Here is a 14,965-nt window from a genome sequence, read left to right on the forward strand (position 1 = left end):
CCGGTGCATTGAGGCGGCGTGACGGCGATGGCGCAGGACGCGCGGCGTACAGCGCGGCTTCGGGCGCAAGGCGCAACCAACCCGGCTTGAACCGGTTGCCCGTTCACGCCGATAGGAGCCGCCATGACGCCTGCACCCACCACCGCCGCCACGACTAGCGTGGCCGTCGTCATTGTTGCCGGGCGCCCCCGCTGATGCTGGTGCGCTTCACCAAATGCCACGGGTCGGGCAACGACTTCCCGCTGGTCGATGCGCGCGACTGGCACCTCTCGGACGACGATTGGGCGCGGCTCGCGCGGGTGCTCGCGGCGCGCGATGGGCCGGTCGGCGGCGACGGCATCCTGGCGCTGGTTGCGGGCGACGGCAGCGCCGCGTTCGGGATGCGGATGTTCAACACCGATGGCTCGGAAGCGGAGACGTGCCTGAACGGCCTGCGCTGCGCCGCGCGCGCGGGCTTCGCCGCTGCCGAGGTCGAGACTGCCACCGTCCGCCTCAAGACCTCGCACGCGCAGGTCGAGCACGTGGGCGATCTCGCACCCGGCGTCTACACGGTGGCGGAAACCGCCAGCCCGGCGTCGCTCGTGACCGCCGACTGGCCGATCGCGGGCGTGCCCGAACGGTTGATCGACGCACCCATCGCCGCGCTGCCGACCACGCGCTCCTTCACCGCCGTATCGATACCTAACCCGCACCTCGTCGCGTTCGTGGACACGATCGACGAGGCCGAACTCGTCGCGATCGGTGAGCGGTGCGAGGCAGCGCCCGACTGGCTGCCCAACCGCGCCAACGTGTCGTTCGTCGAGCACCGCGACGCCGACACCTTGTTCGTGCGCACCTTCGAGCGCGGCGTCGGACTCACCAACAGTTGCGGCAGCGCGATGGCGGCATCGACCTACGCCGCCTGCCTGACGGGGCGGATCGAGTTCGGCCGGACGATCACCGTGCTCAACCGCGGCGGGCTGGTGCGCGCGCGTGCCGAACTCGACGCAACCGTGACGCTGCACGGCAACGCCACCTGGGAATGGGACGGCGAGGTCGAGGTCGATCTTTCCGCCGAACGCGCGGGCGCGGTGACGGTGATCCGCCGCTACGACAATGAGATCGCGGCATGGCGCGCGGTCGCCGACCAGGCGCGCGGGGGAGGCTGACGCAGCGGCGGCTGCGGCGTGGGCTGGTCCAGCTAGTGCGGTTTGGGCTGAGCCCGCCGCGAGTGCAGTTTGAACAAACCCCCCGCGATAACGGTCTACGCTGACCCAGGTGCGAGCGCGGCGTGGGTCGTTCGAGAGGCGAGCGCACTCTAGGCGAACCCAGTCGCTATTGTAGTCCGCGCCTAGCGAGCGGCGCCATTGCCCCCATCTCGTCATCCCGGGCTGAGCCCGGGATATTGCTGCCTTCCCGCTCGACGACGGCGCGAGCAACCAAGCAATCGTTCGCCCAGCCCGCACGACGCTCGCTGTCCTACAGCGTCACTGAAGGGTACGGTATCGAAGCTCTTTCTCATCGCTAAGCCACCCGACGGCAGAGCCCCACCCGCGACGCGCACGGGCCTAACCTTAGTCTGACCTTCCGCGCCAACTATTGCGAACAAAGACGTTCCCGCCCGTCATCCTGGACTTGATCCGGGATCCCGCTTGCACACCCGCCGAACGGCCAGGCAGAACTCTGAGACAAGACGCGGGTGCCACGACCTACCCGACCGCAAACGGTCGAAAACAGCGGCAGCCAACTAGCCCGACACGATCCGCACGCTCCTGCGCGCGACCGCATCGCCCAGCCACGACACGTGCAGCGCGACACAATGGCCTAACCTTAGCCTAACCTTCCGTTCGCGCGGGCGCTTCCCGCCTCGATCGGCGAGCGACAACGCGTTGGCCTGACCTTCGCCGTCCTTTCCGAACGCTCCGGTGCGCGGCATCCGCCTCAATTCGACGCGTGGCGATGCCTTGGTCTCACCTTAGCGTGACCTTTCGGTCGCACAGGCGCGTTGCCCCGCTTCGCTCCAGGGAACGACCCCGCATTGGTCTAACCTTCGCCGAACCTTCCAGTCGCGCAGGCACACCGCTCCGTCTCGACTCGGCGAACGGCACCGCGCCCCACCCTTAGCCTCACCTTCCAAGCGCGCTACGCCGGCCCTTGCGCGGCGGCGCGGTTCGGGCATGTTCGCGCTTCGCCTTCGATCATGGAGCCTGCCTTGCGTTCGACCACCGCTGCCTTTGCCGCTCTCCTCGCGACCGGCGCGCTGCTGCTCGCCCCCGCGCTCCAGGCGCAGGATCGGCCGGTGCCCGCCGCCGATGCCGCCAACCGCGCCTTTACCGGCAACGATTTGTTCGGGCTCCAGATGGCGGGCGATCCGCAGATCAGCCCCGACGGGCGCACGATCGTCTACGTCCGCCGCTCGGGCGACGTGATGACCGATCGGATGCAATCGTCGCTGTGGCTGGTCGACGTCGCGAGCGGCCGTCAGTCGCCGTTCGCTGCCAGCGGCTCGTCGCCGCGCTGGTCGCCCGACGGCACGCGGATCGCCTATGCCGCGGGTGACGGCGACCACAGCCAGTTGTTCGTCCGCTGGCTGGCGACCGGCGCCAGCGCGCGGATCACCGCACTGCCGGGCGATCCGGGCGCGCTCACCTGGTCCCCCGACGGCCGCCGGCTCGCCTTTACCGCGACCGTGATGGGTGACGGCGCGAAGCTGGGTCGCGCGCCCGACAAGCCCGAGGGCGCGAAATGGGCCGAGCCGCTGCAGGTGATCGACCGCATCACCTACCGCGCCGATGGTCCCGGCTACATCAAGCCGGGTCGTGACCACGTCTTCGTCGTCGCCGCGGACGGCGGTGCGGCGCGGCAGTTGACCTTCGGCGGCTACGACGATGCCGGCCCCTTGTCGTGGAGCGCGGACGGTTCGCGCATCCTGTTCGCGGCAATCCGCGGCAAGGACGCCGACCGCCGCGTCATGGACAGCAACCTCTACGCGGTCGACGCTAACTCGGCCGTGCTGACGCAGCTGACCACGCGCGACGGCCCAGACGCTTCCCCGCGCTTCTCGGGCGACGGCTCCCGCGTCGCCTGGCTCGGTTTTGATGACAAGCGTCGCGGCTACGAGAACAGCGAAATCTGGGTCGGCGATCGCAACGCCGCGGGCGGTCGCTCGCTGACCCGCGCGCTCGACCGCTCGGTGGAGGACGTGCAGTGGGTGGGCAACACGCTCTACGCGACGTACGACGACCGCGGCATGCGCAAGGTCGCGCGCGTCGGTGAGGGCGGCGGCATGACCGTGCTCGCCGACAATCTGAAGGGCGGCGGGCTCGACCGGCCGTACACCGGCGGCGACTTCTCGGTCTCGCGCGGCGGGGTGGTCGCCTATACCGGCGGCGATGGCAGCGCGCCCGCCGACATCTGGGTCGCCTCGGGCGGCAAGCAGCGGCGGTTGACCAACCTCAACGCGACGATGCTGGAGGCAAAGGCGCTGGCACCGATCCGCAAGCTCGCGGTCACCGCGCCCGACGGTCGCGCGATCGACGCCTGGCTCGCGACCCCGCCGGGCTGGCAGCCGGGCACCCGCGTGCCGCTGATCCTGGAAATCCACGGCGGGCCGCACTCGGCCTACAGCCCCAGCTTCGCGAGCGACATGCAACTCTACGCTGCGCACGGCTACGCGGTGTTGTGGACCAACCCGCGCGGCTCGACCAGCTACGGCGCCGAGTTCGCCAATCTGATCGACAAGGATTACCCCAGCGCCGACTATAACGACTTGATGGCCGCGGTCGACGCTGCGATCGCCGACGGCACCGCCGACCCCAACAACCTGTTCGTCACCGGCGGGTCGGGCGGCGGCGTGCTGACCGCGTGGATCGTCGGCAAGAACAACCGCTTCAAGGCCGCGGCGACGCAGAAGCCGGTCATCAACTGGATCAGCGAGGCGCTGACGATGGACGCGACATTGTTCACCTCGCGCTATTGGTTCAACAAGCTGCCGTGGGAGGACCCGATGGATTATTGGCGTCACTCGCCCTTGAGCCTCGTCGGCAACGTCAAGACGCCGACGCTGGTCGTCGTCGGCAGCGAGGATTACCGCACGCCGGTGTCGGAGGCGGAGCAATATTATGCCGCCTTGCAAATCCGCGGCGTGCCGACCGCGCTGGTCAAGGTACCGGGTGCGAGCCACGGCGGCTTCACCGCGCGGCCGAGCCAGTCGGCGGCGAAGGCGTCGGCGATCCTCGCCTGGTTCGATCGCTATCGCGGGACGGGCGCGCCGGGGCAGGCGACGCCCGCGCAATGAGGTGAGCGGCCCGACGCTATAGGTGGGGCAACACCTGATCGGAGACGCCCCAACCCGACAGCGCCGGCGCGTTGGCGCGCGCGATCAACTCGGCCGCATCGCCGACGTGCCAGTTCGCCGCGGTGTCGAGGTCGCGCAGCTCGCTCCACGTCACCGGTGCCGCGACCGGCGCACCGGCACGGGCGCGCGCCGAATAGGGCATGATCGCGGTCGATCCGCGCTGGTTGCGCAAATAGTCGATGAAGATGCGCCCCTTGCGCTTCGCCTTGCTCATGGTGGCGACGAAGCGGTCGGGATCGGCCTGCGCCAATGCCTTGGCAAAGCGCTCCGCGAAGTCGCGCACTGCGGGCCACTCGGCTTGTGGGGTGAGCGGCACAACGACGTGGACACCCTTGCCGCCCGACAGCAACGGAAAGCTGGCAAGCCCGATCTCGCCCAGTTGGTCGCGCACGAACTCGGCCGCCTTCTTGGTATCGGCGAAGGCGAGCCCCTCGTCGGGGTCGAGGTCGAAGATCATCCGGTCGGGCCGCTCTAGCGCGTCGACGCGCGATCCCCAGCCGTGGAACTCGATCGTCCCCATCTGCACGCAGGTCAGCAGCCCGGCGGCATCGTCGACCCACAGATACTCCTCGCTGCCGCCGTCCTTCTCGGGAATAGCGACCTTGTGCACGGCGTCGCCGAACGAGCCGGCGTCGTGCTTCTGGAAGAAGCATTGGTTCGCGCGTCCCTGCGGGCAGCGCACCAGGCTGATCGGGCGATGCCCGCTCCACGGCAGCATGATCGCGGCAACCGCGGCATAGTAATCGGCGAGGTCGCCTTTGGTCACTTCGGCATCAGGATCGATCACGCGATTGCGGTTGGTGATCGCGACGTTGGGCGCTGGTGTTTCGGCAACCGACTGGGGCTGTTCCAGCACGACCTCGCGCGCGGACTTGTCGCCGCGCAGGCCCAGGAAGCTTGGATGGCGCAGGAGACCGTCGGGCGTCGTCTCGGTAAAGGCGATCTCGGCCACCAGGTCAGGCTTAACCCATTGCGCGCCGCGCACGGTCGCGCGTGGCGCGTCGACCGGCGCGGTCTTGCGCGCGCGGGTGTCGAGCTTGGCGCGCAGCTCGGTCATCAGCGCCTGCGTGAAGCCGGTGCCGACCTTGCCCGCGTAGCGCAGCTTCCCGTCCTCGTGCACGCCGAGCAGCAGCGACTTGAACCCGCGCTTCTTGTCCGAGGGTAGCCAGCCGACGATCACGAATTCCTGCCGCCGCGTGCACTTGATCTTGAGCCAGTCGGACGTGCGCCCAGCGCGATACGGCGCGTCGGCGCGTTTCGACACCACGCCCTCCAGTCCCTCGGCGCACATCCCGTCGAGCAGTTGCTCGCCGCTGCCGACGACGTGCTCGGCATAGTGCAGCCGCGCGTCGTCGCCGATGATTGCCTGCAACCGCGCCTTGCGCGTCGTCGTCGGCAGCGCGCTCAGATCCTCGCCGTCCTGCGCGAGAAGGTCGAACGCGAACATCGTCATGTCGCCGCCCGACGAGATCGCGTCCTTGAGCGTCGAGAAATCGGGCCGCCCGTCCTTGAACGCGACGATCTCGCCGTCGATCAGCGCGGAAGTGACATCGAGCGTGGCAGCGGCCTCGGCGATCCCGAGAAACTTGTCGCTCCAGTCGAGCCCGTTGCGCGTGAACACCTTGGCCGTGCCGCCCGCGACCGCGATCAGCGCGCGGTAGCCGTCATATTTGACTTCGTGCAGCCACGCCGATCCGGTCGGCACGGCGTCGACCAGCGTGCACAGTTGCGGCTCGGTGAAGGCGGGCAGAGTGGCGGATTTGGTCGCCTTCTTGCGCACAGGCTTGCGCTTCTTGGGCGCCTTCCCTTCCGCGATTTCCTGCATCGTGCGCCCGCTCGACACGCTGGTCAGCGCGGTCTCGACCAAGGTGTCGGTGCCGCCTGCCTCCGCGTCGCCGATCTTGCGCAGCAGCCAGTTCTCGCGCTTTTCCTTCGCGCGTGGTTTCAGCCGGATCAGCAGCCACTCGCCGCGCATCCGCTCGCCCTCCAGCACGAAGTGGAGGTGCCCGGCGTCCAGATCCTTCGCGCTCTTGCCCTTGATCGGCGACCAGGTGCCGCGGTCCCACAGCATCACGGTGCCGCCGCCATATTCGCCCGAAGGGATCGTCCCCTCGAACGAGCCGTAGTCGAGCGGATGGTCCTCGGTCCTGACCGCCAGCCGTTTCTCATTCGGATCGAGGCTCGGACCGCGCGTCACCGCCCAGCTTTTCAGCACGCCGTCGACTTCGAGCCGGAAGTCCCAGTGCAGCCGCGTCGCGTCGTGCTTCTGCACCACGAAGCTGTTGCCGTGACCTTTCGCCAGCGTGCCCGCGGGCTCGGCGGTGCGCGTGAAGTCGCGCTTGGCATTGTAGCGGGCGAGGGGATCGGCAGCGGCCATCGCGACGTCAGGCGCGCTTCTTGGCCGGGGCTGGCTTTTTGGCCGCCGGCTTCTTGGCAGCGGGTTTCTTTGCTGCGGGTTTGGCCGGTGCCTTTTTCACCGGCTCGCCGCCTGACTTGCCCTCCATCGACTTCTTGAGCGCCGCCATCAGGTCGACGACGTTGGAGGCCGAACGCCCGCCCTCATCCTTGTCCTCGATGATCTTGGTCTTGCCCTTCGCCTTGCGCTTGCGTTCGATCAGTTCCTTCAGCGCGTCGACGTAGCGATTGTGGAACTCCTGCGGATCGAACGCCGCGGTCTTGCGGTCGATCAGCGCTTCGGCGAGGTCGAGCAGCTCGGGGTCGGGCTTGGTGTCGGCGATCTCGCGGAAATAGCCCTGCGCCTTATTGACCTCGTCGGCGTAGCGCAGCGTCTCCAGGATCAGCCCGCGCCCGCACGGTTTCAGGCTCACGATATATTCGCGCCCGCGCATCGCTAGCTGGCCAAGCCCGACCTTCTTGGTCCGCCTGAGCGCCTCGCGCAGCACGATGAACGCTTCCTCCGCCAGATCGTCGGCGGGCACGACGAAATAGGGCTTTTCATAATAAAGGACGTCGATCTCCGATTGGTCGACGAATTGCGTCAGCTCGAGCGTCTTCTTCGACTCGAGCTTCACCGCGTCGATCTCGTCCTGTTCGAGCAGGACGTACTCGCCTTTCTCGACCTCGAACCCCTTGATGATCTCGTCGGCGTCGACCGGGCCGATGCCCGGCGCGACCTTCTCATACTTGATCCGCTCGCCCGACGGCTCGTGGATCTGGTGGAACGCGATCTGCGCGCCGGACTTGGTGGCGGAATAGATCTCGACCGGGATCGAGACGAGCGCGAGGCGGATCTGCCCCTGCCAGTAAGCGCGCGCGGCCATGTTCCACCTCTGTCATTTGCGTAAGCGATTCAAATCACGGGCGAAGGAGTCGTTCCGCGTGCCTGATGACGCGGATGTTCCGCACTGATGCAGGTTGCGCTATGGGGGGCGGATGAGTGACGATCCCTTCGCGCTGTTTGACGCCTGGTATGCCGAGGCGCAGGCGAGCGAACCCAATGATCCGAATGCGATGGCGCTCGCCACCGCTGATGCCGCCGGTCGTCCGTCGGTGCGGATGGTGCTGTTGAAGGGCCACGGCCCGGACGGCTTCGTGTTCTACACCAACCGCGGCAGTCGCAAGGCCGAGGCGTTGGCCGAGAACATGCAGGCGGGGCTGCTGTTTCACTGGAAGTCGCTGCGCCGCCAGATCCGCATCGACGGCTCCGTCAATCTGGCGAGCGACGCGGAGAGCGACGCTTATTTCGCCACGCGCGGCCGCGACTCGCAGCTCGGCGCCTGGGCATCCGACCAATCGCGCCCGCTCGATGCGCGCGAAACGTTCGAGGCGCGGTTCGAGGAGATGAAGACGCGTTTCGACGGGCAGGATGTGCCGCGTCCGCCCAATTGGGGCGGTTACCGCGTGACGCCCGAGCGCATCGAATTCTGGCAGGACCGCGCGCACCGCCTACATGAACGCCGCCTGTTCACGCGAGAGGGTGACGGGTGGAGCGAAGGATTGCTGTTCCCATGACCGAGAGCGAACGCCGCCGGGTGATCCCGATTGCGATGCGCGCCGCGCTGGCGAGCGTCGCGATGGCGCTGAGCCTGCTCGTCGTGAAGGGCTATGCCGCGTGGCATACCGGATCGGTCGCGATGCTGGGGTCGCTCGCCGATACCGGGCTCGACCTGCTCGCCAGCTTGGTGACGCTGTATGGCGTCAAGCTCGCCGCCGAGCCTGCCGACCACGACCACCGTTTCGGTCATGGCAAGGCGGAGGCGCTGGCGGCGCTGTTCCAGGTCGTGCTCATCACCGCCTCGGCGATCGGCATCGCGTGGCGCGCGGTGGAGCGGTTCTCTAGCCCGCAGGTCAACGAGGATGCGGGGCTCGGCATCGGCGTGTCGGTGCTGGCGATTGCCGCGACGCTGGTGCTGCTCGCCTATCAGCGCAGCGTGATCCGCAAGACCGGCTCGGTCGCGATCCTGGCCGACAACGTGCATTACCAGTCCGACGTGCTGTTGAACGTCGCGGTGATCGCGGCGCTGGTCCTCGACCAATATGTCGGTGTGAAGGGCGCGGATCCGGTATTCGGCATCGCGATCGCCGCCTGGCTCGTCTGGGGCGCGTTCCAGGCGTCGAGCCAGGCGATCGACATGCTGATGGACAAGGAATGGTCGGAGGATCAGCGCTCGGCATTCATGGAGGTCGCCGCGCGCCAGCCCGGCATCCGCGGCATCCACGATTTCCGCACCCGCCGCGCGGGCAGCCACGACTTCGCGCAATTTCACATGGAGGTCGACCCCGACCTGACCGTGCGGCAAGCGCACGACATTGTCGAATCGGTCGAGATTGCGCTGCGCCGCACCTTCCCCAAGGTCGAGACGCTGATCCACCTCGATCCTGAGGGGCATGAGGATACCGACAATCCGCTGGTCGAGGCCGAGGCAACGCCGCACTGGTTCGGCAAGCGGCTGTAAGAACCCTGTCGCCGAGCGGCTGTAAGGACACACAATGCGCATCCCCTTCACCCAGGTCGACGCCTTTGCCGAGGAAGCCTTCAAAGGTAATCCCGCGGCGGTGATGCCGTTGACGAAGTGGCTCGACGACGACACGCTGCTCAAGATCGCGGTCGAGAACAACCTGTCCGAAACCGCCTTCCTCGTTCCCGACACGAGCGGCGAGGCGGATTACGAGCTGCGCTGGTTCACGCCGGGCGCGGAGGTCGCGCTATGCGGCCACGCGACGCTGGCGAGCGGGCACGTCGTGCTGTCCTCGGATACCGACCGCGCGAGCGTCCGCTTCCGCACGCGCCAGGCCGGCGTGCTCGAGGTCGCGCGCGACGGGCATCGTTACGCGATGGCGCTGCCTGCCTGGGCGCCGCACGCGAAACCACTACCCGAGATTGTCGCGGGGCTCGAACTGCCTGATGGGGCGGTGCAGGAGACGCTGTGGCACGACAAGGGCTACGCGCTGGTGGTGGTCGAGAACGAGCGCCAGGTGCGCGACTGCGCGCCCGACATGCGCGCGCTCGCCCCGCTCGGCCCGTACGTCATCATCGTCGCCGCGCCGGGCGAGACGACCGACATCGTCAGCCGCGTCTTCGTGCCTGCGTTCGACATCGACGAGGACCCGGTGACGGGCAGCGCGCACGCGGTGATGGTGCCTTATTGGGCCGAGCGGCTCGGGCGCGACCGGATGAGCGCCTATCAGGCATCGGCGCGCGGCGGGCGGCTGTTGTGCCGGTTGGAGGGCGACCGTGTCGTGCTGGGCGGCGCGTGCGTGACCATTATCGAAGGTACGTTCCTGCTGCCGTGAGGAGGGCGGCAGGGTCTAGCACGCTCCCGACAGCTTAACCCAAACGTCCCGATACGAGGAAGGCCAGATCCCACAGGATCGTGCCGCTTCCGCTCCGACCTTCGTGGTCCATGCCGCGCTCGAGTTCATCCACATCTATCTCGTCGGCGCGTATGGCGCCGCACGCGATCATGCGCGGCAGCATGATCCGCATCAGCATCGGCAGGAAAGATTCATGCCACGGCTGGATCAGCACGCCCTCGCAGCGGGCATGATCGATCTGGAAACCGGCACCGCGGATGAGGTCGGCCAATCGATAGCCGATCGCCACGTCACCCTGCTCCGCCGCGATCGTGCGCCACATCAGCTCGTAACACCGTTGATGCATCGGCAATGCGGCGAGGCCCGTCGGCAGATCGGCGCGGGCATGTTCCTGAAATGCCAGGATCGTGTCGCGCTTCGCCAGTCGCGCGAGCCGGTGCAGCGTTGCGGCGGCATCGGGCAGGTACATCAGCACTCGTCTGCCGACGATGGCGTCGAACGAGCCGAGGTCGGGCAAGTCCGTGCTCAGATCGGCAAACTGATAGCGGAGCGGCGCGCCCGTCGCATCCGCCGGCGTAGCTCGTGCCGCCGTCAGTGCCGCTTCGCTGCTGTCGATCCCGATGACCTCGCCGTCCGGGCCGGCCAGCGCCGCCACCGTTCGACTGAGATCGCCGTTGCCGCACCCGACATCGAGCACGCGCATGCCCGGCGTGATCCCGATCGACGCGAAGAAGCGTGCACTCGGCGCATTGGCGGGGTTGGCTGGTGCGAACTGGCTATGTGACATTGTTACATGATAGCCGGCGCGCAAGCGGCAGACAAGTCGCGATCCCTGTGACGCAGGGTCTCGGCCGAGCGTCACCGCTCGGTCAGATCGACCATCCGTTCCGCGGTTACTCCACCTTCAACTGTTGCAACACGAACGCCTGCCATTCCGCTGCCTGGCGATAACGCTCGAACCGGCCGGACTTGCCGCCGTGCCCGGCTTCCATGTTGACGCGGTAGAGCAGGGGATTGGTGTCGGTCTTCATCTCGCGCAGGCGGGCGACCCATTTGGTGGGTTCGTAATATTGCACCTGGCTGTCCCACAGCCCGGTCGAGACGTACATCGCCGGATACGCCTTTCTCGCGACATTGTCGTAGGGCGAGTAGCTGAGCATGTAATCGTAGAAGCGCTTGTCCGCCGGATTGCCCCATTCGTCATATTCGTTGGTGGTGAGCGGGATCGAGGCGTCGAGCATCGTCGTCACCACGTCGACGAACGGCACCTGCGCTACGAGTACCGCGTAATCCTGGGCTGCGAGGTTGGCGACGCCGCCCATCAGCAGCCCGCCGGCGCTGCCGCCCATTGCGGCGACGCGGCCGGGCGCGGCGTATTTCTGCGCGACCAGATACCGCGTCACGTCGATGAAGTCGGTGAAGCTGTTCTTCTTGTTGAGCAGATGCCCCTGATCGTACCAGTCGCGGCCCATTTCCTGTCCGCCGCGGATGTGCGCGGTCGCGTACACAACGCCGCGGTCGACCAGCGCGAGATTGCCGGCGCTGAACCCCGGATCGCTCGATATGCCGTAGCTGCCATAGGCATATTGGAACAACGGCGCGGTGCCGTCGCGCTTCACGCCGCGACGGTACAGCAGCGACACCGGCACGCGCGTGCCGTCACGCGCGGTCGCCCAGACGCGCTCGGTAACGTAATTCGCCTTGTCGTAGCCCGGTACCGGCTGGACCTTGAGCGTGCGGCGCTCGCCCGTCCGCGCGTTGATCTCGAAGGTGGTGGCAGGGGTGACCATCGAGGTGTAGCTGTAGCGAACCCAGGGCGTGTCCACTTCCTCGTTGACCGACAATCCCATCGTGTAGGCGGGCTCGTCGGCGGCGACCGGGATCGACTTGCCCGCGTCGGTCAGCAGCCGGACGCCCTTGTTGCCGCCAGCGCGCTGCTCGATCGCGACGAAGCCGGCGAACGGCTTGAAATTCTCGATAAAGGTGGTGGTGCTGGCGGGCACGAGGTCGCGCCACGCCGCGGTGCCTTTCGCCGCATCGGCGTCGGCAACGGTTGCGAGCTTGTAGTTCTTCGCGCCGCCGGCATTGGTGCGGATGATCCAGCGGTTGCCGAGGTGGTCGGCCGAGTAGCGGAACTCGCGTGCGCGCGGGGCGACGACCGCGAAGGCGGTCGGGCGGGCGGCGGGGGCGCAGCGCTGTTCGTCGCTGACGGTGCTTTGCAGTGCGATGCAGATATATTGGCGGTCGCTGGTCTGGCCGACGCCCATGTAGAAGCTGTCGTCGCGTTCCTCGTACACCAGCCGGTCGGCGCTGGCGGGCGTGCCCAGCACGTGCGCCTTGACCCGTTTCGACAACAGGGTGACCGGGTCCTTCTCGACGTAGAAGATCGTGCGGCCGTCGGCTGACCAGACGAGGTCGCCCTCGACGTTGGCGACGCTGTCGGCGAGCATCCGCCCGGTGGCGATGTCCTTTACCTTGAGCACGTATTGGCGGCGGCCGACCGTATCCTCAGCCCAGGCGACGCGCGTGTTGTCGGGGCTGACCTGCCAACCGCCGATCTGAAAGAAGCTGCGGCCCTTCGCCATCGCGGGCTGGTCGAACAGCGTCTCGGGCGCAGCGGTCGCCGCACCCTTGCGGCGGATCACCACCGGGTAATCGGCGCCCGCCGTCCAGGTCGTCTGATACCAGTAACCGTTCTCGCGATAGGGGACCGAATTGTCGTCCTGTTTGATGTGCGCGATCGTCTCGGCGTAGAGTTTCGCCTCCAGCGGTTTCAGCGGCGCGAGTTGCGCGTCGGCATAGGCGTTCTCGGCCTTCAGATACGCCAGCATGTCGGGGTTCTGGCGCTTGTCGTCGCGCAGCCAGTAATAATCGTCGGCCCGCGCGCCGTGCGGGGAGGTGACCTGATAGGGGCGCTTCTCCGCGCGTGGCGGCTGCGGCGCTTGCGCGAGCGCGCCAGTCGATGGCATCAGCCCGGTCGACAGCATCAGCATCGTGCCGGCGAGCAGCAGCTTCTTCATGGTAATCCCTCTCGTGTCGCCGCGCACGATACGAGCGCGTGAAGCCAGCGCAAGGGGCAGGTGCGGTGGTCATCTCGACCTCCGTCATCTCGGATCAGGTCCGAGGTGACGTAACGAGGGGTCGCTCAGCCGCGCCGGCGCGCCTGGGCGTAGGTGCCGAGCACGCGCACCCATTTCGAATGAAACCCAAGTTCCTCCATCGCGCGGTCAAAACCGGGCTCGCCGGGTTTCCCCTCGACGTCGCAGAAGAATTCGGTCGCGGCGAAGCTGCCGCCGCGCTGGTAGGACTCCAGCTTGGTCATGTTGACGCCGTTGGTCGCGAACCCGCCCATCGCCTTGTAGAGCGCGGCGGGCACGTTCTTCACCTCGAAGATGAAGGTCGTCATCCACGTCGCCTCACCCACTGGTGGACGGCCGCCGCGCGCAAGCGTGACGAAGCGGGTCATGTTGTGGTCGGCGTCGGCGATGTCGCTGGCGAGCAGGTTGAGCCCGTAGAGCGCGGCGGCGCCCGGCGGGGCGAGTGCCGCGACGCGCGGGTCGGCCAGTTCGGCGACGATCGCGGCGGCACCCGCGGTGTCGGGATAGTTCACCGGCTGGATGCCGTGCGCCTTCAACCAATGGCGGCATTGGCCGAGCGCCTGCGGGTGGCTCATCGCCTCCGCCACCTCGTCGCGGGTGCCGACGCCCATCAAAGCGTGGCGGATCGACAGAAAATGCTCGCCGGTGATGACCAGTCCCGATTCGGGCAGCAGAAAGTGGATGTCGGCGACGCGGCCGTGCAGCGAATTCTCGATCGGGATGATCGCGCAATCGGCCTGGCCCTGCTTCACCGCGTCCAAAGCATCGTCGAACGAGAAACACGGCAGCGGCAGCGCGTCGGGAAACGCCTCGGTCACCGCGACGTGGCTGTTGGCGCCGGGTGCACCCTGGAACGACACCGCGCGCTCTGGCTCGGCGGCGGCGGCGGCGATCATCGCGTCAACGATCGGGCGGGCGGGGGCGGCGTAGTTCTGCATCGGCGTCGCGGTCGCGGGTAGGGCGCGGGGGCGCAGCGCTCAAGTGCGCTTGCAGCGCCGCAGATGCTTTTCTATGGAATGACCACAATTAGGGGCGGTTTCAGAACATGGACGATCGGAACAACACGATTGCGGGCTGGGTGCTGGCGGGCTGCGGTGCGGCGCTGGGGCTCTCGATCGTGGGCGGCATGATCTTCCACGGCGAGCGTCCCGAGAAGATGGGCTATGCGATCGAGGGCGTCGAGGAAGCCGGCGGCGGCGGTGAGGCGAAAGCCGTGCCGATCGCGTCCTTGCTGCCGACCGCGGACCCGGCAAAGGGCGCCGAGGTGTTCAAGAAGTGCGCCGCCTGCCACACGATCAACCAGGGCGGCGCGAACGGCGTCGGCCCGAACCTGTACGCCACGCTGGGCGAGGGGATCGCGCAAGGGAAGGGCGGCTACGCCTTCTCCGACGCATTGAAAAGCGTCGGCGGCAATTGGGATTTCGAGCGCATGAACGCGTGGCTGACGTCCCCGCGCAAATTCGCCAACGGCACCAAGATGACCTTTGCCGGTCTGTCCAACCCCGAGGACCGCGCCAACGTCATTGCGTACTTGAACCAGCAGGGATCGAACCTGCCGCTGCCGGCCGCACCCGCGCCGGGTACCGATCCGGGCGCGAACGATGCCGCGGTCGCGAATGTCACCGACGCGGTGAAGGGCAACACTGCCGACATCGCCAATACCGGCACGCCGGCGTCGGGCGCGCCGTCGATCGATCCGAATGCCAAGAAGGACAAGGATCTGGCCATCATTCCGCCGACCGGCGAACGCTGAGCC

The 14,965-nt window shown here is 67.5% G+C and carries 11 protein-coding genes; 6 read left to right on the plus strand and 5 right to left on the minus strand.

Annotation, left to right across the window (positions count from 1 at the left end):
• Window positions 1-194 precede the first annotated feature (194 nt).
• Together dapF and HRV97_RS09595 are read left to right on the plus strand one after the other, a co-directional pair.
• The gene (gene dapF / locus HRV97_RS09590; protein WP_174194035.1) at window positions 195-1,148 is read left to right on the plus strand and encodes a diaminopimelate epimerase; all 954 of its coding nucleotides are present in this window, start codon (window positions 195-197) and stop codon (window positions 1,146-1,148) included.
• Between the two features lie 1,043 nt (window positions 1,149-2,191).
• Window positions 2,192-4,276, plus strand: a complete 2,085-nt coding sequence (locus HRV97_RS09595) for a S9 family peptidase (RefSeq protein ID WP_246248637.1) — start codon at window positions 2,192-2,194, stop codon at window positions 4,274-4,276.
• Between the two features lie 16 nt (window positions 4,277-4,292).
• Here HRV97_RS09595 and ligD read toward each other — a convergent pair whose 3' ends face one another.
• A complete protein-coding gene (gene ligD, locus HRV97_RS09600) occupies window positions 4,293-6,713 on the minus strand; it encodes a DNA ligase D (RefSeq protein WP_174194037.1) in 2,421 nt (806 codons plus the stop codon).
• Between the two features lie 7 nt (window positions 6,714-6,720).
• The gene (gene ku / locus HRV97_RS09605) at window positions 6,721-7,617 is read right to left on the minus strand and encodes a non-homologous end joining protein Ku (protein WP_174194038.1); all 897 of its coding nucleotides are present in this window, start codon (window positions 7,615-7,617) and stop codon (window positions 6,721-6,723) included.
• Window positions 7,618-7,729: 112 nt separating this feature from the next.
• On the opposite strand from ku, the gene pdxH reads away from it, so the two are divergent.
• From pdxH to HRV97_RS09620, 3 genes are read left to right on the plus strand one after another with little or no spacing between them, the layout of a single operon-like run.
• A complete protein-coding gene (pdxH, locus tag HRV97_RS09610) occupies window positions 7,730-8,308 on the plus strand; it encodes a pyridoxamine 5'-phosphate oxidase (RefSeq protein WP_174194039.1) in 579 nt (192 codons plus the stop codon).
• Window positions 8,305-9,252 carry a cation diffusion facilitator family transporter gene (locus tag HRV97_RS09615; RefSeq protein ID WP_174194040.1) on the plus strand — a complete coding sequence of 316 codons (948 nt, stop codon included), beginning with the start codon at window positions 8,305-8,307 and terminating at the stop codon, window positions 9,250-9,252. The genes pdxH and HRV97_RS09615 overlap by 4 nt, the downstream gene beginning before the upstream one ends.
• Window positions 9,253-9,286: 34 nt before the next feature.
• Window positions 9,287-10,090 (plus strand): PhzF family phenazine biosynthesis protein, encoded by an 804-nt coding sequence (locus HRV97_RS09620; RefSeq protein WP_174194041.1) that lies wholly within the window; start codon window positions 9,287-9,289, stop codon window positions 10,088-10,090.
• A 34-nt stretch (window positions 10,091-10,124) separates the two neighbouring features.
• Here HRV97_RS09620 and HRV97_RS09625 read toward each other — a convergent pair whose 3' ends face one another.
• From HRV97_RS09625 to HRV97_RS09635, 3 genes are all read right to left on the minus strand, one after another.
• Window positions 10,125-10,898 (minus strand): methyltransferase domain-containing protein, encoded by a 774-nt coding sequence (locus HRV97_RS09625; RefSeq protein ID WP_281356801.1) that lies wholly within the window; start codon window positions 10,896-10,898, stop codon window positions 10,125-10,127.
• Window positions 10,899-11,004: 106 nt separating this feature from the next.
• Window positions 11,005-13,131 (minus strand): S9 family peptidase, encoded by a 2,127-nt coding sequence (locus HRV97_RS09630; RefSeq protein ID WP_246248638.1) that lies wholly within the window; start codon window positions 13,129-13,131, stop codon window positions 11,005-11,007.
• Between the two features lie 125 nt (window positions 13,132-13,256).
• Complete coding sequence (locus tag HRV97_RS09635) at window positions 13,257-14,147, minus strand: prephenate dehydratase (protein WP_174194043.1); 891 nt, start codon at window positions 14,145-14,147, stop codon at window positions 13,257-13,259.
• Between the two features lie 107 nt (window positions 14,148-14,254).
• Here HRV97_RS09635 and HRV97_RS09640 point away from each other — a divergent pair, with 107 nt between their 5' ends.
• On the plus strand, window positions 14,255-14,962 hold the full coding sequence (locus HRV97_RS09640) for a c-type cytochrome (protein WP_174194044.1): 708 nt from the start codon (window positions 14,255-14,257) through the stop codon (window positions 14,960-14,962).
• Window positions 14,963-14,965 lie beyond the last annotated feature (3 nt).

Origin of the sequence: Sphingomonas hominis (assembly GCF_013328205.1) — a bacterium.
GTDB classification, from domain to species: Bacteria; Pseudomonadota; Alphaproteobacteria; order Sphingomonadales; family Sphingomonadaceae; genus Sphingomonas; species Sphingomonas hominis.